At 69.2% G+C, this 20,049-nt stretch carries 20 protein-coding genes; 8 read left to right on the top strand and 12 right to left on the bottom strand.

The genetic code is table 11. From position 1 onward, the window contains the following. The first annotated feature begins 4 nt into the window (after positions 1-4). Positions 5-1,165: an NAD(P)H-dependent flavin oxidoreductase gene (locus AC07PV_RS09250; protein WP_494630040.1), complete on the top strand. Its 1,161-nt coding sequence runs from the start codon at positions 5-7 to the stop codon at positions 1,163-1,165. Between the two features lie 273 nt (positions 1,166-1,438). On the opposite strand, the gene AC07PV_RS09255 is transcribed toward AC07PV_RS09250, so the two are convergent. From AC07PV_RS09255 to AC07PV_RS09280, 6 genes are all read right to left on the bottom strand, one after another. After that, the gene (locus AC07PV_RS09255; RefSeq protein WP_218296644.1) at positions 1,439-2,413 is read right to left on the bottom strand and encodes a glycosyltransferase; all 975 of its coding nucleotides are present in this window, start codon (positions 2,411-2,413) and stop codon (positions 1,439-1,441) included. A 187-nt stretch (positions 2,414-2,600) separates the two neighbouring features. Then, the gene (locus AC07PV_RS09260; protein WP_218296643.1) at positions 2,601-3,854 is read right to left on the bottom strand and encodes an O-antigen ligase family protein; all 1,254 of its coding nucleotides are present in this window, start codon (positions 3,852-3,854) and stop codon (positions 2,601-2,603) included. Next, positions 3,851-4,669, bottom strand: a complete 819-nt coding sequence (locus tag AC07PV_RS09265; protein ID WP_218296642.1) for a glycosyltransferase family 2 protein — start codon at positions 4,667-4,669, stop codon at positions 3,851-3,853. Before AC07PV_RS09265 ends, AC07PV_RS09260 begins: the two co-directional genes overlap by 4 nt. Before the next feature lie 3 nt (positions 4,670-4,672). Further along, positions 4,673-4,879, bottom strand: a complete 207-nt coding sequence (locus AC07PV_RS09270; protein ID WP_492808141.1) for a zinc-finger domain-containing protein — start codon at positions 4,877-4,879, stop codon at positions 4,673-4,675. Between the two features lie 5 nt (positions 4,880-4,884). Continuing rightward, complete coding sequence (locus AC07PV_RS09275; protein WP_218296640.1) at positions 4,885-5,823, bottom strand: branched-chain amino acid transaminase; 939 nt, start codon at positions 5,821-5,823, stop codon at positions 4,885-4,887. 39 nt (positions 5,824-5,862) lie between these two features. Next, positions 5,863-6,297, bottom strand: coding sequence for a glycerate kinase (locus AC07PV_RS09280; protein WP_218296639.1), 435 nt, complete (start codon positions 6,295-6,297; stop codon positions 5,863-5,865). Between the two features lie 226 nt (positions 6,298-6,523). Here AC07PV_RS09280 and AC07PV_RS09285 point away from each other — a divergent pair, with 226 nt between their 5' ends. Further along, positions 6,524-8,281 carry a methyl-accepting chemotaxis protein gene (locus tag AC07PV_RS09285; RefSeq protein WP_218296638.1) on the top strand — a complete coding sequence of 586 codons (1,758 nt, stop codon included), beginning with the start codon at positions 6,524-6,526 and terminating at the stop codon, positions 8,279-8,281. A gap of 77 nt (positions 8,282-8,358) precedes the next feature. Next, positions 8,359-9,045: a hypothetical protein gene (locus tag AC07PV_RS09290; RefSeq protein WP_218296637.1), complete on the top strand. Its 687-nt coding sequence runs from the start codon at positions 8,359-8,361 to the stop codon at positions 9,043-9,045. On the opposite strand, the gene radA is transcribed toward AC07PV_RS09290, so the two are convergent. Further along, the gene (gene radA / locus AC07PV_RS09295) at positions 9,042-10,421 is read right to left on the bottom strand and encodes a DNA repair protein RadA (protein ID WP_494630041.1); all 1,380 of its coding nucleotides are present in this window, start codon (positions 10,419-10,421) and stop codon (positions 9,042-9,044) included. The two genes, AC07PV_RS09290 and radA, sit on opposite strands and share 4 nt — an antisense overlap. A gap of 117 nt (positions 10,422-10,538) precedes the next feature. Here radA and hpaI point away from each other — a divergent pair, with 117 nt between their 5' ends. The 3 genes from hpaI to AC07PV_RS09310 all read left to right on the top strand — a co-directional run bounded on the left by hpaI (position 10,539) and on the right by AC07PV_RS09310 (position 13,122). Beyond that, the gene (hpaI, locus tag AC07PV_RS09300; RefSeq protein ID WP_218339141.1) at positions 10,539-11,369 is read left to right on the top strand and encodes a 4-hydroxy-2-oxoheptanedioate aldolase; all 831 of its coding nucleotides are present in this window, start codon (positions 10,539-10,541) and stop codon (positions 11,367-11,369) included. 76 nt (positions 11,370-11,445) lie between these two features. Further along, positions 11,446-12,423, top strand: a complete 978-nt coding sequence (locus AC07PV_RS09305) for a 2-dehydropantoate 2-reductase (RefSeq protein ID WP_218339142.1) — start codon at positions 11,446-11,448, stop codon at positions 12,421-12,423. 75 nt (positions 12,424-12,498) lie between these two features. Next, positions 12,499-13,122, top strand: a complete 624-nt coding sequence (locus tag AC07PV_RS09310; RefSeq protein WP_218339143.1) for a glutathione S-transferase family protein — start codon at positions 12,499-12,501, stop codon at positions 13,120-13,122. 81 nt (positions 13,123-13,203) lie between these two features. Here AC07PV_RS09310 and AC07PV_RS09315 read toward each other — a convergent pair whose 3' ends face one another. Then, positions 13,204-14,784 carry an ABC transporter substrate-binding protein gene (locus tag AC07PV_RS09315; protein WP_494630042.1) on the bottom strand — a complete coding sequence of 527 codons (1,581 nt, stop codon included), beginning with the start codon at positions 14,782-14,784 and terminating at the stop codon, positions 13,204-13,206. Between the two features lie 75 nt (positions 14,785-14,859). Next, positions 14,860-15,468: a LysE/ArgO family amino acid transporter gene (locus AC07PV_RS09320; RefSeq protein WP_218296631.1), complete on the bottom strand. Its 609-nt coding sequence runs from the start codon at positions 15,466-15,468 to the stop codon at positions 14,860-14,862. Positions 15,469-15,545: 77 nt separating this feature from the next. Here AC07PV_RS09320 and AC07PV_RS09325 point away from each other — a divergent pair, with 77 nt between their 5' ends. Next, positions 15,546-16,433 (top strand): LysR family transcriptional regulator ArgP, encoded by an 888-nt coding sequence (locus tag AC07PV_RS09325; protein WP_494630044.1) that lies wholly within the window; start codon positions 15,546-15,548, stop codon positions 16,431-16,433. Here the strand turns inward: AC07PV_RS09325 and AC07PV_RS09330 are convergent. Continuing rightward, the gene (locus AC07PV_RS09330; RefSeq protein WP_369641114.1) at positions 16,417-17,238 is read right to left on the bottom strand and encodes a siderophore-interacting protein; all 822 of its coding nucleotides are present in this window, start codon (positions 17,236-17,238) and stop codon (positions 16,417-16,419) included. The genes AC07PV_RS09325 and AC07PV_RS09330 overlap by 17 nt on opposite strands. A gap of 68 nt (positions 17,239-17,306) precedes the next feature. Here AC07PV_RS09330 and AC07PV_RS09335 point away from each other — a divergent pair, with 68 nt between their 5' ends. Then, positions 17,307-17,780 (top strand): MarR family winged helix-turn-helix transcriptional regulator, encoded by a 474-nt coding sequence (locus tag AC07PV_RS09335; protein WP_494630045.1) that lies wholly within the window; start codon positions 17,307-17,309, stop codon positions 17,778-17,780. 130 nt (positions 17,781-17,910) lie between these two features. Here AC07PV_RS09335 and AC07PV_RS09340 read toward each other — a convergent pair whose 3' ends face one another. Beyond that, entirely contained in the window at positions 17,911-18,786 is an 876-nt protein-coding gene (locus tag AC07PV_RS09340) for a hypothetical protein (protein WP_494630046.1), read from the bottom strand. Between the two features lie 133 nt (positions 18,787-18,919). Continuing rightward, a complete protein-coding gene (alr, locus tag AC07PV_RS09345) occupies positions 18,920-20,035 on the bottom strand; it encodes an alanine racemase (RefSeq protein ID WP_218296626.1) in 1,116 nt (371 codons plus the stop codon). Positions 20,036-20,049 lie beyond the last annotated feature (14 nt).

Raw genomic sequence — 20,049 nt, forward strand, 5'->3', positions numbered from 1 at the left:
CACCATGCCCGACCGCAGCCTGCGCACCGCCCTCTCCCTTCGCCTGCCCATCGTGCAGGGGCCCATGACCGGTGCCGACACGCCGGCCCTGGCGGCCGCAGTGTCCGCCGCGGGCGGGCTGGGCACGCTGGGCTGCGGCATGCGCTCGCCGGCGGCCATGGCCGAGGCCGCCGCCGAGGTGCGCCGCCGCACCGACCGGCCCTTCGGGCTCAACCTGTTCGTGCAAGACACACCCGCGCCCGATGCCGCCACCGTCGAGCAGGCGCTGGCCCGCGTGGCCCCGCTGTACGCCGAGTTCGGCCTGCAGGCCGCCGTGCCCGCGCGCTGGTGCGAGGACTTCCCTGCGCAATTCGAGGCCCTGGTCGAGGCCCGGCCCGCCGTGGCGAGCTTCACCTTCGGCATCCTCACTGCCGCGCAGGTCGAGCGCCTGCACCACGCGGGCTGCTACGTGATCGGCACCGCCACCACGGTGGCCGAGTCCCTGGCCTGGGCCGACGTGGGGACCGATGCGGTCTGCGCGTCGGGGATGGAGGCCGGGGGCCACCGCGGCACCTTTTTGCCCACGGGCCGGCCGCAGGCCGAAGGGCTTGCCCCCGCGGACGCCACCGTGCGCGCGGGCGTGCCATCGCAGGCCGACTTTGCCGCCGCGATGGTGGGCGCGCTCGCGCTGGTGCCACAGTGCGTGGATGCGCTGCGCCCACGCGGCGTGGCCGTGATCGCGGCGGGCGGCATCATGGATGGACGCGGCATCGCCGCCGCGCAGGCGCTGGGGGCCGAGGCGGTACAGATGGGCACGGCCTTCCTCGCCTGCGACGAATCGGGCATCGGCCGCGCCTACCGCGACGCCATGGCCCAGGCCATCGCCACCGACACGCGCACCACCCGCGTGTTCTCGGGCCGCCCCGCGCGCGGCATCGTCAACCCCATGCTGCAGCGCCTGCATGCGCACGAGACGGAGGTACCGGCCTACCCGGTGCAGAACGCCCTCACCGGCGCCCTGCGCCGCGCATCGGCCGAGGCCGGCCGCGCCGACCACCTCTCCCTCTGGGCCGGCCAGGGCGTCGCCGCCGTGCGCCCCATGCCCGCCGCCACGCTGGTGGCCGCGCTGGAAGCGGAATGGCGGACGGCGCTGGCCGCGCAGGCAGCGTTGCTGCAAGCGCAGTGACGCTATCCATTCGATAGCTGCTAGCGCTTACTGGACAAGCGCTAGCGGCAATTCAACCAGGATTCTCTGGAGAGTGATCGGGCGTTGCAACACCGTGTACGCCCTGGCTTCGACAGGCTCAGCCCGAACGGGTGGGAGTGATGGAGGCAGTGCGGACGGTCAAGCCCGGTCTCTGCAAAGCGCGCGGCCCCGCCAGTGCACCCGTGGAACCGGCTTTGCCGGGCCACCGGGTGCGTCCCCCTCGGGGGATGGCGCGCAGCGCCTCAGGGGGCTTCACTGCCTCCAGGGCAGTTCGCGCGCAGGCCCCTGGATCACCGGCGGCTGGGCATTGATCTTCTCGCCTGCGAGCACACGTTCGTACATCCGCAGGTAATTGCGCGCCATGCGCTCGGCGCTGAAATGGTCGACCACGTGCTGGTGGCAGGCGCGCGCATCGAAACGGTTGCCACGCACCGCCTCGGCCAGCACGTTCGCCTCGGCCGACAGCACGCCGCAGTGCAGCGGCACCAGCTCGGGCAGCGCGCCATAGGGCGTGGAAAACACCGGGCAGCCGAAGTACAGGCTCTCGATCACCGCCAGCCCGAAGGGTTCGTGCCAGCGCACCGGAAAGATCAGCCCGCGCGATGCGTTGAGCAAGCCCGTCTTCTGCGTGCCGCCCACCATGCCGTGGAAATGGATCTTGCGCGACAGTGTCCAGCGAAAGCCGCGCTTGAAATTGATGCGCGTGCCGCCCAGCACATCCAGCTCCACACCCGCGCGCAGTGCCACCTTGATGGCGCCGCGCACGTTCTTCACGCCCCACGCCGCCTTGCCCAGGAAGTGGTAGCGCGGGCGCGGCGATTGGAAGTCCACCGGGCCGTAGCCGCTCCAGTCCAGGCCGTTGTAGACGAACTCGGTGGAGCCATACCGCGCGGCGTGGTCGCGCGACAGGAACACCGTGTTGAGTGGCAGCGGCTTGGGCTTGCGCGCGTTGCCGTGCTCGGTCACCAGGTACGGCTTGGCCAGCTCGGTACGGGGGTTGAACTGGAAGTGCGTGATGTCCACGCCCTTCGGGATCTGCCCCTCCCACGGCTCGTCCGGGCGGATGGGCAGCACGTCGCCGAAGTCGCAGGTCGAACCCTCGGGCACCAGGTAGCTCACGCGGTGGCCCTGCTGGACGAGTGTCTTGCCCAGGTCCCAGATCACGCGCTCGGTTCCCCCGTAGCCGTAGACGGGGATGGGGGAGTTGTTGACCAGCAGGATGTGCATGAAGAATGCCTCTGTCTCAGTTGTCTATGGCTCTGTGCGAGGCCCGCAACGGTTGAAACCGGCACGGCCCAGTCCCGGGCAGCCGAGCAAGGGCCGCCCCGCAGCGAGGGCTGCATCCCCCTGCCCGCATTGCACAGCAATGCGAGAGCGGGGGGATGCGGCGAAGCCGCTCAGGAGGGTGTCGCATCTAGAACGGCCGGCCGCAGCCGATGCGGGCACGCCGCTCGTGCAGGGCGGCCAGCAGCAGCGGGCACATGAAAAGATAGAACATGTTGCCGCTGTTGTGGGCCAGGAAGACCTGGGTGAGGCCGAAGCCGATGTACGACAGGGGCACCATCACTCCCACCAGGCACAGGGAAAGCGATTCCTTGTCCATCTTTCCCGCCCCATCGCGGATGCGCCGGGCCGTGGGCCAGAACATCGCCAGCGGAATGCCATAGAACGCCAGCAACAGCAGCACGCCGGGCAGCCCCCGCTTGGCGAAAAGATCCAGGATTTCGTTGTGCGCGTGGCCGAATTCGAGCACCACCGGGTGTGCCAGCCCGGCCGCCACGCGCCGCGCCTTCTCCTCGGCATAGCCCGCGCGGCCCCAGCCGGTCAAAGGCCGGTCCCAGCCCATCTCCCACGCCAGGCCCCAGTGCGCCAGCCGCTGCCCGACCGAGCTGCGGCCATCGCCGTGGTCCTTGTAGGTCTGCACTTCCTGGCGCGCCTCGTCCACCCGCTGCTCCACCGCGGGCACCTGCGACAACGCGGCCGCCGCCAGCGCCAGCGCGCACAGGCCCCAGTACATCCGGCGCTGCCCCGTGGTGCGCACCAGCAGCCACGCACTGACCGGCAGCAGCAGCACCAGCGCCAGCCATCCGCCCCGCGACTGCGACAGCACCGACCCCGCCGCGCCCAGCACGATGGCCGCCGCCAGCAGCACCCGCTGCCACAGCACCCAGCGCTTCCACTGCACCACCAGCAACAGGCCGCTCATCACGGCCAGCAGCATGCTCAGGTTGCCGTACTGGATGGCGTTGGTGAAGCCATTGGCGCGGGGCAGCGCCTGCACGCAGATCTGGTAGATGGCCACCAGGCCGCTGCCCACCGCGCCCACCGCCACCCCCATCCACAGCCACGATGCGCGCGGCTCGAAGGTCATCAGGTAGAAGATGCAGGGCAGCGCCAGCAGGTACTTGACGGGGCGGTCCATGCTGCCCCAGCCCCAGGTGGCCCCCACGTCCAGCAGCCACAGCGCCGCCATGCAGGAAAACGCCGCCGTCAGCCACCAGGCCGCGCGCGGCGCGGGCCGGTTCCACCACACCGGCGCGCTGGCGAGCGCGGCCAGCAGCAGCACGACCGCCCCATAGGAATAGCCCGAGGGCAGCCACAGGGCCAGGCCCGGAACCATGAACGCGCCGAGGCTGGCGCAGCGCCCGAACCAGCGGTAGGCCTTCATCCGCGGATCACCCGGCCCGTGAGGCGGTCACGGTCGTACCGCAGCGCCGCATAGCGGAAGAACCCCTCCAGCGCCACGAAGAAGCAGTACAGGAAGCCCGCGCCCCCGCACAGGAAGCCCAGGCGGAACACGTACAGGCGCACGAACATGGAAGTGCCCGAGGCCAGCCCCCGCAGCACCCCCCCCCGCTGCCCGTTCTCGGCGCGCTTCGCGGCGCCGAGCATCACGTACTGCGTGAGCTTCTCCAGGCTGCCGCGCACCGTGGTGCGCGAGTAGTGCAGCAGGCGCGCCTTGATCAGGCGGCGCGGCACCTCGCCGCCACCGGGCAGCGCATGCAGCTGCGCCTGCTCGTGCACCACGCCCGTGTATTCCCGGACCATGCCGCGCACGAACAGCCGCTCGATCTGGGACTGCGAGCGAAAGTGCGTGAGCTCCTGCCCGAACGCCACCATGCGCCAGCGGATCTTCCACACGGCCTGCTCGCCCGAGCGCACGATGGCCTGCAGCTCACGCGCGAAGGCCGGTGTCATCACTTCGTCAGCATCGAGGAAGAAGATGTAGTCGCCGCGCGCATGGGCGAGCAGGCGGTTGCGCTGCACGGCAAAGCCCTGCCAGTCCGGGTGGACATGGACTTCGGCGCCCAGGCCCCGCGCGATGGCCACGGTGTCGTCCGTGCTTCCACTGTCCACCACCAGCAGCTGGTCTGCAAAGGCGGCGCTCTTCAGGCAGGCTTCAATGCGGTGCGCCTCGTTGTGGGTCAGCACCGCCACGGTCAACGTGGGCGGCGGCGATGCGCCGCCGGCTGCAACTGGCATCAATCAATGACCGGCGTGCACGCGCTCGCCCGCCTTGAGGCGGTACACCGTTCCGCAGTAGGGGCACTTGGCCTCGCCCGTGCGGGCCACGTCCAGGTACACCTTGGGGTGGCTGTTCCAGATTTTCATGTCGGCCTTGGGGCTGGGGCAGAAAACCCCGCCCTGTGCGTTCAGGTCCTTGGCCAGGAGTTCAACGGTTGCTTGCGACATGTTCATCAGACCTTGGTGAGCCAGTGGGCGTAGTTGGAATTGCGGCCGTTGACGATGTCGAAGAAGGCACTCTGGATTTTTTCGGTGATCGGGCCCCGCGACCCCGCGCCGATCTCGATGCGGTCGAGTTCGCGGATGGGCGTCACCTCGGCGGCCGTGCCGGTGAAGAAGGCTTCGTCGGCGATGTAGACCTCGTCGCGCGTGATGCGTTTTTGCACGATCTCCAGGCCCAGGTCCTTGGCGATGTGGAACACGGTGTTGCGGGTGATGCCGTTCAGGGCGCCGGCCGACAGGTCGGGCGTGTAGATCACGCCGTTCTTGATCACGAAGATGTTCTCGCCCGCGCCCTCGGACACGAAGCCGGAGCTGTCGAGCAGCAGCGCCTCGTCGTAGCCATCGTCCAGCGCTTCCATGTTGGCCAGGATGGAGTTGGTGTAGTTGCTCACCGCCTTGGCCTGCGTCATGGTGATGTTGACGTGGTGGCGCGTGTAGCTGCTGGTCTTCACGCGGATGCCGCGCTTCATGCCCTCTTCGCCCAGGTAGGCGCCCCAGGCCCAGGCGGCCACCATCAGGTGGATCTGGTTGCCCTTGGGGGAGACGCCCAGCTTCTGCGAGCCGATCCAGGTCAGCGGGCGCAGGTAGCAGGATTCAAGCTTGTTCTCGCGCACCACGGCCTTCTGGGCCTCGTTCACTTCTTCCTTGCTGAAGGGAATCTTCATGCGCAGGATCTTGGCGCTGTTGAACAGGCGGTCGGTGTGCTCTTCCAGGCGGAAGATGGCCGTGCCGTTGGCGGTGTTGTAGGCGCGCACGCCTTCAAAGGCGCCGCAGCCGTAGTGCAGGGTGTGGGTCAGCACATGGATCTTGGCGTCGCGCCAATCGACCATCTGGCCGTCCATCCAGATCTTGCCGTCACGGTCGGCCATCGAGGGAACTACGGGGCTCATGGGTGTCCTTTTGTTGCTGTGGGTCGCAAACCGGGGATTTTACGGGGCGGCCGGGGGCTGGCCCGCCGGGGCGGCGGAACCGTCGCCTTCGGGCCGCCACAGCGTCCACTTCGCCAATTTGCCGTGGCGGAACTCGCACGTCACGTGCGACTGGGTGCCATCCGTCCAGCGGTACACCTCCGGCTCGGCCTGCGCCGGCGACAGCTGCTCGCCCAGGGACTGCGTCATGGCCACCACATGCATCAGGTTGACCCCCTCGCCGAGGCGGGCGTTGAGCATGACCGCGCTGCCCACATACCCGATGGGGCGGTTGGCGGCCTTCTTCATCACATTCATGAGCCGCGTGAAATGCAGCAGCGCCCACATGACGAGCCCGCCCATGACGGCGGCCACACCGGGCCATCCGTAGGCCATGAAACCAAAAACAACCAGCCCCACCACGCCCAGGGGCACCAGGATTTTGCGCAAATTCATGGGCGGTATTGTCATATGAGCGCCCGGGCCGCCGGCAAAGATCCCGAGGCCGGGGCGCCAAGCGGCCGGCAAGGCACCTCCAGACGCTGGCCGAGAAATTGTTTCGTTGTGTAAGCACTACATTAATGAAAGAACATCGCACGCGAAGGCGGGCCGGGCCCCGCAAGTGTTTACGGCCGTGGCGGAAGCACGAAAAATGCGGACTCGTCCTTTCTGGAGATGGTCAATGAAATTGGATAACGTGCGCCTGTCGCCCAAGCTGTGGGGTTCTATCGTGGGGCTGCTGGGTGCCATGCTGCTGGTGTCGGTCTGGGCGCAGCACCAGGTGGCCCAGGTGATGGACCGGTCCATGGAGTCGATGGCATCGTTCGAGAATCGCATCACGCTCGCCGCGCAATGGAAGGGCGCCACCGAAACCACCGGCGAGCGGGTGCTGGCCAGCAATTCCACGCCCGATGCGGACCTGACGGCCCTGTTCGACGGCCGCGTGAAGGCCGGCGTGGCCGGCATCTCGGCCATCCAGGCCAAGGTGGTGGAACTGGCGACCAGCCCGGCGGACAAGGCCGCCCTCGAGCGCGTGGCCGCCGAGCGCACCCATGTGCTGGCCCTCAACAAGCAGGCGCGCGAAATCAAGCAGGGTGGCGACGGGGCCGCCTTCAAGTCGTTCATCGAATCCAAGTACCTGCCGTCCATCGGCCGCTATGTGGACAGCCTCGAGACCTTCGTGCAGCTGCAGCAGAGCCAGCGCGACGCGGCCCGGCAGGAGGCCCAGGCCGCCCGCAGCCGCGCCAACCTGCTGGCCTGGATCACCCAGGGGGCCGTGTTCGCGCTGGGCCTGGTGCTGTCGTTCCTGCTGGTGCGCTCCATCACGCGCCCGCTGAACCGGGCGGTGGACCTGTCCGATGCCATCGCCAGCGGCAACCTCACCGTGTCCGCGCAGGATGATCGCCAGGATGAGTTCGGCCACCTGCTGCGCTCGGTATCGCAGATGGCGGCCCGCCTGCGCGGCCTGGTTTCCGAGGTGCGCAGCGGCGTGGACTCCATGTCCAATGCCTCGGTGGAGATCGCCACGGGCAACCAGGACCTGTCGTCGCGCACCGAGCAGACGGCCGCCAACCTGGAAGAGACCGCCGCCAGCATGGAAGAGCTGACCGCCACCGTCACCCAGTCGGCGGACACCGCGCGCCAGGCCAACCAGCTGGCCACCACGGCCGCGCAGGCGGCCACGCGGGGCGGCGAGGTCGTGGCGCAGGTGGTCGAGAGCATGCAGCACATCACCAGCAGCTCGCGCAAGATCGCCGACATCATCGGCGTGATCGACGGCATCGCCTTCCAGACCAACATCCTCGCCCTCAACGCCGCCGTGGAAGCCGCCCGCGCGGGCGAACAGGGCCGGGGCTTCGCCGTGGTGGCCAGCGAGGTGCGGGGCCTGGCCCAGCGCTCCGCCTCCGCGGCCAAGGAGATCAAGGAGCTGATCAGCGCCTCGGTCGACACCGTGGAGACCGGCTCGGGCCAGGTCGCGCAGGCGGGCCAGTCGATGGACGAGATCGTGGCCAGCGTGCGCCGGGTGTCCGACCTCATCGGCGAGATCACCGCATCCTCCAGCGAACAGCGCGACGGCATCGGCCAGGTCAACCAGGCCGTGAGCAACCTGGACCAGATGACGCAGCAGAACGCCGCCCTGGTGGAGGAATCGGCGGCCGCCGCGGCCTCGCTGCGCGACCAGGCGCAGCGCCTGGCCGAGGTCGTGTCCGTCTTCAACGTGGGCCACCAGCCCGCCAGCACCACGCCCAGCCCTGCCCGCGCGCCGGCCCCGGCGCCCAGGCCTCGGGCGGCGGGCAGCGCGCTCAAAGCCGCCCCCGCCAAGGCCGCCCCGCCCCTTGCCAGGCCGCTGCAGGCCCCCGCGGCGCGCCCAGCACCGCCTCCCGCACCCGCGGCCCCGGCGGGCCAGAAAGCGTCGGATGACGACTGGGAGTCTTTCTGACGTGCTGGTGCGGCACGGGCCGCCACCACCGGCTGCTCTAATTGCGCACTTCTGCATCCAGCCCCCCACCGCTTTCCATGCGCAACCCTCCCCTTTTGCTGGCGGCCCTCGCCGCCATGCTGGCCGCCTCCACGGCCAGCGGCCAGAACCTGTTCAAGTGCACGGACGACAAGGGGCACACCACTTTCTCCGACCGGGCCTGCGCCCAGGCGCCACGCCCGGCCGCGCCGCCCAGCCCACGGCCGTCCCCCGCCACGGCACCCGTGGCCAAGGTCAAGGCCAGCGCGCCCTCCGCGCCACCGGCCGCGCCCGCCGCCAGCAGCCCCAAGGCCGAGAACATCACCAGGCTGACCCCGGCCGTGGTGGAGGGTGTGCTGCGGCGAGCCGTGGAGCTCGGCGACCGGTCGGACTACCGTGCCCAGTGCGCGCTGGCCGCGCCCGACCTGAGTTTCAAGCTCACCGACCACAGCAGCAGCCCCGCGAGCGTGTACTCCGGCGGGCGCGCGGAGATCTGTGCGCTGCAGCAGCAGTCCGCGCAGGCCATGCAGGCCAGCGGTCTGCGCTCCGCAAGCCGGCTGGGCAAGCTGGACATCCGCGTCAATGCCGATGGCACCCAGGCCACGGCGCGGTCTGAATCGGCGGCGGCCATTTCCGCCCAGGGCCAGCATGTGCTGACCATGCAATGCACGCGCGAGGAGGTGCTGGGCCTGTACAGCGGCAGCGTGCTGTACCAGCGCGTCACCGCCGTCTGCAGGCCCTCCTAGCCCATCTCCCGCACCACGTTCATCGCCTCCTCCACGCGCTCCACGGCGTGGATGGTCAGGCCCTCGATGGGCTTCTTGGGCGCGTTGGCCTTGGGCACCACCGCCACGCTGAAGCCCAGCTTGGCGGCTTCTTTCAGGCGCTCCTGCCCGCGCGGCGCGGGTCGCACCTCGCCCGCCAGGCCCACTTCGCCAAAGGCCAGGAAGCCGCGCGGCAGCGCCTTGCCGCGCAGGCTGGAGGTGATGGACAGCATCACCGCCAGATCGGCCGCCGGCTCGCTGATGCGCACGCCGCCCACCGCGTTCACGAACACATCCTGGTCCATGCACGCCACCCCCGCATGACGGTGCAGCACGGCCAGCAGCATGGCCAGGCGGTCCTTGTCCAGGCCCACGGACAGGCGCCGGGGGCTGGGGCCACCGCTGTCCACCAGCGCCTGGATCTCCACCAGCAGCGGGCGCGTGCCTTCGAGCGTGACCATCACGCAGCTGCCCGGCACGGGTTCGCTGTGCTGGCTCAAAAAGATGGCGCTCGGGTTGCTCACGCCCTTGAGGCCTTTTTCCGTCATGGCGAACACGCCGATCTCGTTGACCGCGCCAAAGCGGTTCTTGATGGCGCGCACCAGGCGAAACTGGCTGTGCGTGTCGCCCTCGAAGTACAGCACCGTGTCCACCATGTGCTCCAGCACGCGCGGCCCCGCCAGGGCGCCTTCCTTCGTCACATGCCCCACCAGCACGATGGCCACGCCGGTGGACTTGGCACAGCGCGTGAGGTGGGCCGCGCATTCGCGCACCTGGGCCACGGAGCCGGGCGCGGACGTGAGCTGGTCGGAATACACCGTCTGGATGGAATCGATCACGGCCACCGCGGGCTGCATGGACTCGATGGTCGCCAGAATCTTCTCGAGCTGGATCTCGGCCAGCACGTTCACCTGGCTGTGGTCCAGCCCCAGGCGGCGCGAGCGCAGCGCCACCTGGGCGCCGCTTTCCTCGCCCGTCACATACAAGGTGGGCAGGCCCACGCGCTGCAGGGCATCGAGCGCCTGCAGCAGCAGGGTGGACTTGCCGATGCCCGGGTCGCCGCCGATGAGCACCACGCCGCCTTCGACAATGCCGCCGCCCAGCACCCGGTCCAGCTCGTCGATGCCGCTCGGTGTGCGCTCCACATCGCTGGCCTCGATGGCCGACAAGGGCATCACCGCCTGCGCCTGGGCCAGGCCTGCAAACTGCGACCCGCTGTAGCGGTTCTTGCCCGGCCCCGCGTCGGCCACCTGCTCGATCAGCGTGTTCCAGGCACCGCAGGCCGGGCATTTGCCCAGCCAGCGCGGGCTGGTGCCGCCGCATTCGGTGCAGGTGAACGTGGTTTTTTCTTTGGCCATGGCGATGTAGAGGGAAAGCCCCCGGGGTGGGGCAGCCGACTATAGCGGCCATGCCCCCACGTGCTGGCAACAGCCCGTACGATGGAGGGCTTGGCACCCCGCCGCAGGAAGCTCACATTGCAGACACCCGTCAACCCCTTCAAACAGGCCATGGCCCAGGGCCAGTCGCAGATCGGCCTGTGGCTTGCGCTGGCCGACGCCTACAGCGCGGAAATCATCGCCGGCACTGGCTACGACTGGCTGCTGGTCGATAGCGAACATGCGCCCAACGACGTGCGCTCCATCCTGCACCAGCTGCAGGCCATCGCCAGCGCCAGCAGCGCCCTCGCCCCCGGCGCGCGGGCGCCCCACCCCATTGCGCGGGTTCCCGTGGGCGACACCGCGCTCATCAAGCAGTACCTGGACATCGGCGCGCAAACCCTGCTGGTGCCCATGGTGGACACCGCCGAGCAGGCACGGCAGCTGGTGCGCGCCACGCGCTATGCACCTGAAGGTGTGCGCGGCATGGGCAGCGCGCTGGCCCGTTCGTCGCGCTGGCAGGCCTACCCCCGGTATGTGCACGAGGCCAACCAGCAGGTGTGCCTGCTGGTGCAGGCCGAGACGGTGGAAGCCATGGCCAACCTGGATGCGATCGCCGCCACGCCCGGCGTGGACGGCGTGTTCATCGGCCCGGCCGACCTGTCGGCTTCCATGGGGCACCCCGGCAACCCGGGACATCCTGACGTACAGGCCGCCATCCACGATGGCATCACCCGCATCCTGCGCGCGGGCAAGGCGCCGGGCATTCTGGCCACCACCGAGTCGCAGGCGCGCCAGTGGCTGGCGGCGGGCGCCCTGTTCGTGGCCGTGGGCGTGGACACCATGCTGCTGGCCAGCGCCGCGCAGGATCTGCTGGCCCGCTTTCGCACCGATGCCGTGGGCACCCCCCAGCGCCCGGCGGGCTACTGAGGCCCCGCAGCAGTCGCGCGCCCCGAATCCCTCACCACCACAAACAACAACCCTGGAAGACAAAGGCTCTACAACCATGAAAGCATGTATCTACGGCGCGGGCGCCATCGGCGGCTGGCTGGGCGTGGCCCTCGCGCAGGCGGGCCACCCGGTCAGCATGGTGGCGCGCAGCGACACGCTGCGCGCCCTGCAGGCCGAGGGGCTGCGCATGCGGCGCGCCGACGGCACGCTGGCGCAGGTGGCCGTCACCGCGCACGACGACCCGGCGGCACTGGGCGTGCAGGACCTGGTGGTGATCGCAGTCAAGGCGCCGGGCCTGCCCGAGGTGGCGCGCGCCATGGCCCCGCTGATCGGGCCCGAAACCACCGTGCTCACGGCCATGAACGGCGTGCCGTGGTGGTTCCTCGACGGTTTTGGCGGCGCGGCGCAGGGCCATGCCCTGCAGTCGGTGGATGCAGGCGGCGTGATTGCCAAAGCCATCCCGGCGCGCAGCGTGGTGGGCAGCGTGGTGCACACCAGCTGCTCGCTGGAATCGCCCGGTTTTGTGCGCCAGCACTTTGGCAACCGCCTCATCGTGGGCGAGCCCGACGGCCGCCGCAGCGAGCGGCTGCAGGCGCTGGCCGACACGCTGCAGCGCGGCGGCATCGATGTGGAGGTGACCGGCTGCATCCAGAAGGACATCTGGTTCAAGCTCTGGGGCAACCTCACCATGAACCCGATCAGCGCGCTGACCGGCGCCACCACCGACCGCATCCTGGACGACGACCTGGTGCGCGGTTTTGTCAGCGCCGTGATGCTGGAGGCCAAGGCCATTGGCGAGAAACTGGGCCTGCCCATCGACCAGCAGCCCGAGGACCGCCACGCCGTCACGCGCAAGCTGGGCGCGTTCAAGACCTCGATGCTGCAGGACGTGGAGGCCGGCAAGCCCATGGAGATCGACGCCCTGGTGGGCGCGGTGCGTGAACTGGGGCAGATCACCCACACACCCACGCCCCACACCGATGCGCTGCTGGGCCTGACCCGCCTGATGGCACGCACACGAGGCCTGTACTGAAATATTTCAAGAAAATTGGCCGTCAGCGCTTACCTATCAAGCGCCAATAGCTATTTATTTTATAGCACATCAACCATGACCACTCTCACGCTCTACTACACCCCCGGCACCTGCGCGCAGGCCGTTCGCATCGCTTTGGAAGAGGCCGACGCCCCGTACCAACTGGTGCGCGTGGACTTCGCCGCGGGCCAGCAGCGCACGCCCGAGTACCTCGCCGTCAACCCCAAGGGCCGCGTGCCCGCGCTGGCCACGCCACACGGTACCCTGACCGAAACACCCGCCCTGCTGGCGTATGTGGCGCAGAGTTTCCCCGAGGCGCGCCTGGCCCCCACCGATGCCCACGGCTTTGCGCGTCTGCAGGAATTCCACAGCTACCTCGCGTCCACGGTGCACATCGCCCATGCGCACCGCCCCCGCGCCAGCCGCTGGGCCGACGAGCCCGAAGCGATTGCCGCCATGCAGCGCAAGGTGCCGCAGAACATGACCGACTGCTTCAACCTGATTGAAACCCACTACCTGCCCTCTGCGGAACACGGCCCCTGGGTGATGGGCGCGCAGTACACCGTGGCCGATGGTTATCTCTTCACCATCGCCAGCTGGCTGGCCAGCGATGGCGTGGACATTGCGCTCTTTCCCAAGGTGCACGCCCACACCCAGCGCATGCTCCAACGCCCCGCCGTGCAACGCGCCCTGGCCTGAAGCCCGCGGCGAGCAGCGGCAGGAAAAAAAAGCCCCGGGCTCTGGCAGCACCGGGGCTTGTTTTTTGCGGGGCGCAGGTGATCAATTCACCTTGAGGTAGCGCCAGTCGATCCGGTTGTCGGCACGGTGGATGATGTCCACTTTCTTCGTCGCTGCCCACGGAATCACCTGGTTGTACAGCGGGATGTGCGAGACCAGCTCATGCTCCTTGATCAGCGCCTGCTCGATCAGGCCGTTGCGCGTGGTGGCATCGGTCTCCTTCTTCACGCGCTCCACCAGGGCATCGAGTTGCGGGTCGGAGAAGCGGCCCAGGTTGAAGTTGCCATCGCCCCCCGCGCCAGGCGAGCGCACCAGCGACTGCAGGCTGTAGAACGCGTCGAACGTGGGCACGCCCCAGCCCAGCAGGTAGATGCTGGCCTCGTTGCGCTGGATCATCGGGAAATACGTGGCAAACGGCAGCGAGCGCAGCTTGGCTTTCACGCCCACCTTGGCCCAGTGCGCGGTGATGGCCTGGCACAACTGCTCGTCGTTGATGTAGCGGCCCGCGCTGCAGGCAAAGTCCACCTCGAAGCCGTTGGGGTAGCCCGCGTCGGCCAGCAGCTTCTGCGCGGCCTTGGGGTCGTAGGGCCAGCGCACGTCGGCCTTCCTGGTCCAGCCATTGACCTGGTTGGCGATCAGCGTGCCCGTGGGCTGGGCCAGGCCGCGCAGCACCACGCGCTGGATGGACTGGATGTCGATCGCCTGGTACAGCGCCTTGCGCACGCGCAGGTCCTTCAACGGGTTCTTGCCCTTCACGTCCGAGCCGGGCAGCTCGTCGCGGAACTGGTCCAGGCCCAGGAAGATGGTGCGGTACTCAGGCCCTTCGAGCACCTGCAGGGTGGGCGTCTGCTTGATGCGCGCCAGGTCCTGCAAGCTGGGGTCGATCACGAAATCAATCTCGCCCGACAGCAGCGCGGCCGTGCGCGTGGCGTCGGCCTTGATGGGGGTGTAGACGATCTCGGTCAGGTTGGTAGGGTACTTGCCCTTGCCCCACCAGTGCGGGTTGGGCTCCAGCACCACGCGCTGGTCGGGCGTCCACTGCTTGAGCTGGTAGGGGCCGGTGCCCAGCGCGTTGCGGTGGGCGTACGTCTCGTCCTTGGTCTTGATGTCCTTGGGCTCGACCGACTTGTTCTTTTCGGCCCAGGCCTTGCTCAAAATGCGCAGCTCGGTGAGCTGGTTCACGAGCACCGGGTTGGGCAGGTCGGAGTGGATGTCGATGGTGTACGCATCGACCTTTTCCACGCGGTCGATGCCCTGGGTGTACACCGCGAAGTTGGAACTCTTGGCCTTGGCCCGTTCCAGCGAGAACTTGGCATCGTCGGCCGTGAACTCGCTGCCGTCGCTGAACTTCACGCCCTTGCGCAAGGTCAGGCGCAACTGGGTGGGCTTGATGAGCTTCCACTCGGTGGCCAGCGAAGGCTCGGGCTTGAAGGTCTTGCTGTTGTATTCGACCAGCGTGTCGTACACCGCGCCGTGCATGGTGTTGTTCACGCCCACGTTCTGGGCGTGGATGTCCCAGGTGGAAATGTCCACCGACCGGGACCAGCGGAAGGTCTTGGCCTGTGCCGCCATCGGCAGGGCAGTGGCCAGGGCGGCCGCGAGCAAAAGGGTCTTGAAACGCATGGGGAAAACACTCCAGATCAGTCAATAGACCGACTATGGAGCAAGCCCGCGTTTTACCCAACGAACTTATCTTTCTTAGCTTAGACCCATCGCCACCGCCAGAACCATCATGGTGGCCGCCGTCACCCCGTCCAGCACCCGCCAGGCCCCGGGCGACGCGAACACGGGCGCCAGCCAGCGCGAACCGAAGCCCAGGCTCAGGAACCACAGGGCGCTGGCCAGCGAGCCCCCGGCCGCAAACGTGGCGCGGCCCCACACCGGGTAGGGGCTGGCCATGGTGCCCAGCAGCACCACGGTGTCCAGGTACACATGCGGGTTCAGCCAGGTCAGCGCCACCACGGTGAGCAGCGTGGCGCGCAGGCTCGCACCCGGCCCGTTGGCCGACACCAGCAGATGGGCCGGCTTGAAGGCCCGGCTGGCGGCCTGCACCGCGTACGCGGCCAGAAAAATCGCCCCCGCCCAGCGCATGAACTGCGCCCACTCCGGCCGGGCCAGGAGCACGCCGCCCATGCCCCACACCCCCGCCTGCAGCAGCGCCGCGTCGGACAGGGCGCACACCAGCACCACCGGCAGCACATGCTCGCGCCGCAGGCCCTGGCGCAGCACGAAGGCGTTTTGCGCGCCGATGGCCATGATCAGGATGGCCGTCGACGTGAATCCGTGAAGAAAGGCAGTGGTGCTCATGGGCGCGGATTGTGGGCCGCGTGCCATGGTCACGCCAGCTATACTTTTTAACGATCCGTCAGAATGGCTAACCATCCATGCGCCTCGACTCCGCCCAGCTCAACGCCTTTGCCACCGTGATCGACGAGGGCAGCTTCGAGCGCGCCGCCGCTGTGCTGCATGTCACGCGCTCGGCGGTGTCGCAGCGCGTCAAGCTGCTCGAGGAACGCGTGGGCCAGGTGCTGGTGCGCCGCGCCACGCCCTGCACGCCCACCGAGGCCGGTCAGGCCCTGTACCGGCACGCCCGCGAAGTGGCCCTGAGCGAGGCCGACGCGCTGGCCACGCTCGGCGGCGGGCAGCACGCGTCCACGCGCCTGGCCATCGGCGTCAATGCCGACTCGCTGGCCACCTGGTTTCCCCATGCCATGGCGCAGGCCGCGGAGGGCCAAAGCATCACCTTCGACATCCATGTCGAAGACCAGGACCATTCGGCCAACCTGCTGCGCGAAGGCCGCGTGATGGCCGCCGTGACGGCCGACCCCCAACCCGTGCAGGGCTGCAAGGTGCTGCCGCTGGGCACGCTGCGGTACCGCGCGCTGGCCAGCCCCGCCTTCCTGCAGCGCCACTTTGCCCAGGGGGTGAACGCCGCCACCCTGGCACAGGCGCCCATGCTGGTGTTCAACCGCAAGGATGCGCTGCAGGCGCGTTTCGTGGGGCGCATCACGCGCCGCAAACTCGCGCCGCCCGTGCACTGGCTGCCCGAGGCGAACGCGTTTGTCATGGCCTCCCGGGCTGGCCTGGGCTGGGGCATGACCCCGGACCCGATGGTGCAGCACGACCTGAAGGCCGGCACGCTGGTCGAGCTGATTCCGGGCAAGCCCGTCGATGTTCCGCTGTACTGGCAGTACTGGCGCCTGAACGTGCAGGCGCTGCACCGCATGACCGAAGCGGTGCAGCAAGCGGCGGCGCTTACGCTGCTGCGCTGACCAGGTCTTCGTGGTGGTCTGCAGCGCCGCGCTTCCAGTAGGCGGAGATGCGCATGCGCTTGGCGTCCACGCCCGGCTTGGCCAGCACGGCACGGCGCACGGCGGCCATGTCGCCGTGTTCGCCTGCGGCCCACACAAACCCCGCGCCGGTGGGCAGCGCCAGGTCTTCCACCGCCGCAGGCAGCGCGTCTACCCATTGCAGATCGAGCCGCGCCGCGCTGGCCAGGACCCGCTGGTCGGCAGGATTGCTCACCTGGATGCGCACGGTGGCCTGGGTGTGCGCGGGCAGCTCGGCCAGGCGGCGGGCGATGGCGGGCAAGGCGGTTTCGTCGCCCAGCAGCCAATGCCAGTCAAAACCGGTCGGCACCACCATGCTGCCGCGCGGCCCGGCAATGCCCACCCACTGGCCCACGGCGGCGCTCGCGGCCCAGTCGGTGGCGGGGCCTGCGTCGTGCAGGGCCACCTCGATGTCCAGCTCGCCCGCAGCGGCGTCATGGCGCGCGGGGGTGTAGTCGCGCAGCACGGGGCGCGGGTCGGGGAAGACGGGGCGGCCGTCCTGCATCGACGGCAGCGACGGGCGCTCCTGGCCCGGCTGGGGCAGGATGAGCTTGAGGTGGTCGTCAAACCCCGCGCTCACAAACCCGGCCAGCTCGGGCCCGGCCAGGGTGAGCCGCACGAAACCGGGGCTGACGGCGGTGCGCCGCACCACCTGGAGGTGGCGGGCTTGCAAGGGGTGGCGGACGCGTTCGATGGCAAGGTGCGCAGCGTCGGCGCGGGGTGTGGCGGTAGGCAGGGGTGCGTTCATGACTTAAAATGTTGATTTAATCAACCAATGATCTGCGCATTGGTTGATTTTGTCAACCACAAACCCCCATGACCACCCACGCGCCCGCCGATGTCTTTGAAGCCATGCACGACCTGCTGCATGTCTACCGGGCCCACATGGTGCGCGCCATGGCCGCCATCCACCCCGACCTGACGCACAACGAAGTGCGGGCGCTGATGTTCGTGGGCCGCCACCCCGGCACCACGCAGCGCGAACTGGTGGCCCACAGCGGCGCCGACAAGGCACAGGTGGCCCGCATGGTGGGGATGCTGCAGGACAAGGGCTGGCTGGAGAGCGCACCGAATGCCGAGGACAAACGCAGCCGCTGCCTGCGCCTGAGCGCCCAGGGTGCGGCCCTGCACCAGGCGCTGCGCGACGCCCGCCGGGGGCTGGCTGCGTCCCTGCTCAAGGGGTGCGACAACGCCACGCAGGCCCAGCTGCTCGCCCTGCTGGCGCAGGTACGCAGCAACCTGGACACCATCGATACCGGCTGCCAGGGCGGCCGGGACTGCCGCCGCTGAGGCCGGGAGAGGGAACGCGGGGCCAGCCTGACCCAGGCCAGGAGGGGCCAGGACATGAAAAGAACCGGCCCCTACCGCTTGATATTCCTATATTTCAAGCTATCAATTTAGCAGCATTCTGCCTTTTCCATCACTGCCCCTGGATCATGCGCACGGCCTGGGGCAGCGACTGCACGCCGGGCATGAAATGGTCGATGGTGGCACCCAGCACCACGGCGCAGACCAACGCGCCCAGCAAGGGCTTCCAGGTCAGGCGCACGGCGGCCGTGAGCCAGCCCTCGCGCTCCACGCCCACGGCAGCCCGCGCAGTGGCCACCGAGAAGGCGATCTCCACCGCCACGGTCAGCAGCACGTCCCAGCCAAAGAACAGCATGGCCAGCGAGCCCGCGCCAAAAATGATCGCCGCGCCGATGAGGAAGATCGCCACCACGGGCACGACCACCACGGCGCCTTCGTCGGCGCTGCCCAGGGCGTCGGCGGCGCCACTGGCCAGGTCGCCCAGCGCGCTGGAATCGCTGCTGGAGCCCCCGCTGGACAGGCCCTGCGTCCATGCGCCACCAAAATCGCCCGACGCGCCGCCACCGCCAAAATCACCGCCGCCCGTGCGCGGCAGCGGCACCTGGCCACCGCCACCGCCCGACGGCCCGTTGCCGGGCCAGGACACGTCGGGCACATCCAGGCCGCTGCCATCGCCACCCGTGTCGCGGTCCTGCCGCACCAGCCGCGCCGCCCAGGCCCGCAGCACCAGCAGGTACCCCAGGTAGCCGACCGAGAGGGTGACGAAATACCGCAGCGCCAGCGACTCCACGCCCACCAGCATCTGCACGTGGGAGGTGCACCACATCAGCAGCAGCGTGAAGCTGCCGATCAGCAGGCCATGCCAGCGCAGGCTGTAGCGCTGCTGCAGGGTGCGTGCCACCCGGCTGTGGTGCGGCATGCGCACGGAGCGCCAGGTGGAGGTTTTCTTCTTGCTGTTGCTGTGGCGGTCGCTGCGGGAAGTGGCCATGGAGGAAACACCTGCGGTGGAAAGAGGGGCGCGGCCGGCGGCGTTGCGTGCCGGCGCCGCGCCATTTCACACCACTTTGGCCCGGCCGTGCGGCCCCGCGCCCCGCCGTGCGTGAACTTGTCGACGGTTCGGATCAGCCGATGCCATCCACCGACACGGGCACGCGCTGGGCCAGTGCCGTCAGCAGCTCCCAGCTGACGGTGCCCGCGGCGGCGGCCACCTCGTCCACGCGCAGCACCGTGCCGTTGCCAGCCTGGCCCCACAGCGTGACCTCGGAGCCGAACCCTGCGGCCACGCCCGCCTGCTGCAGCGGCGTGAGGTCCACCGTCACCATGTCCATGCTCACCCGCCCCACCAGCCGCGTGCGCACGCCGTTGACCAGCACCGGGGTGCCGGTATCGCAGTGGCGCGGGTAGCCGTCGGCATAGCCGCAGGCCGCCACGCCGATCAAGAGCGGCCCCTCGGCCGTGAAGCGCGAGCCATAGCCCACGGTGTCGCCCGCCTGCAGCTGCTGCGTGGCGATGAGGCGGGTGGCGAGGGTCATCGTGGGGCGCATGCCCCAATGGCTGGCGTCATGCTCGGGGTAGTCGGGCGCGCTGCCATACAGCGCGATGCCGGCGCGCACCCAGTCGGCGCGCACGCGCGCGTCCGCCGCGTGGCGCAGGGTGGCGGCACTGTTGCTCAGCGTGCGCTCGCCCGGCAGGTCCTGGGCGGCGGTGTTGAACACGGCCAGCTGGTGCGCCACCCCCCTGGGGCCGTCCGCATCGCTGAAGTGGGTCATGAACGAGATCTCGTCCACCTGCGGCAGCGCGTTGAGCCGCGCCCAGGCCGCGCGAAAGCGCTGCGGCGCGAAGCCCAGCCGGTTCATGCCCGAGTTCATCTTGAGGAACACGCGGTGCGGCACCTGCGTCTTGTGGGCGGCCAGCATGTCGATCTGCTCGTCGCAATGCACCGCGTGCCACAGGCCCAGGCGCGAGCACAGCTCCAGGTCGCGCGGCTCGAACACGCCTTCGAGCAGCAGGATGGGCCCGCGCCAGCCCAGATGCCGCACGCGTTCGGCCTCGGCCAGGTCCAGCAGCGCGAAGCCGTCGGCGCCACGCAGGCCTTCGTACGCGCGTTCGATGCCGTGCCCGTAGGCATTGGCCTTGACCACGGCCCAGACCTTGGCATCGGGCGCCGCCTGTCGGACACGCTCCAGGTTGTGGTGCAGGGCTGCGGTGTGGATGGTGGCTGCGATGGGACGGGGCATGGAAAGGACCAGGT

Source organism: Acidovorax sp. GW821-FHT09A11 (assembly GCF_059418365.1).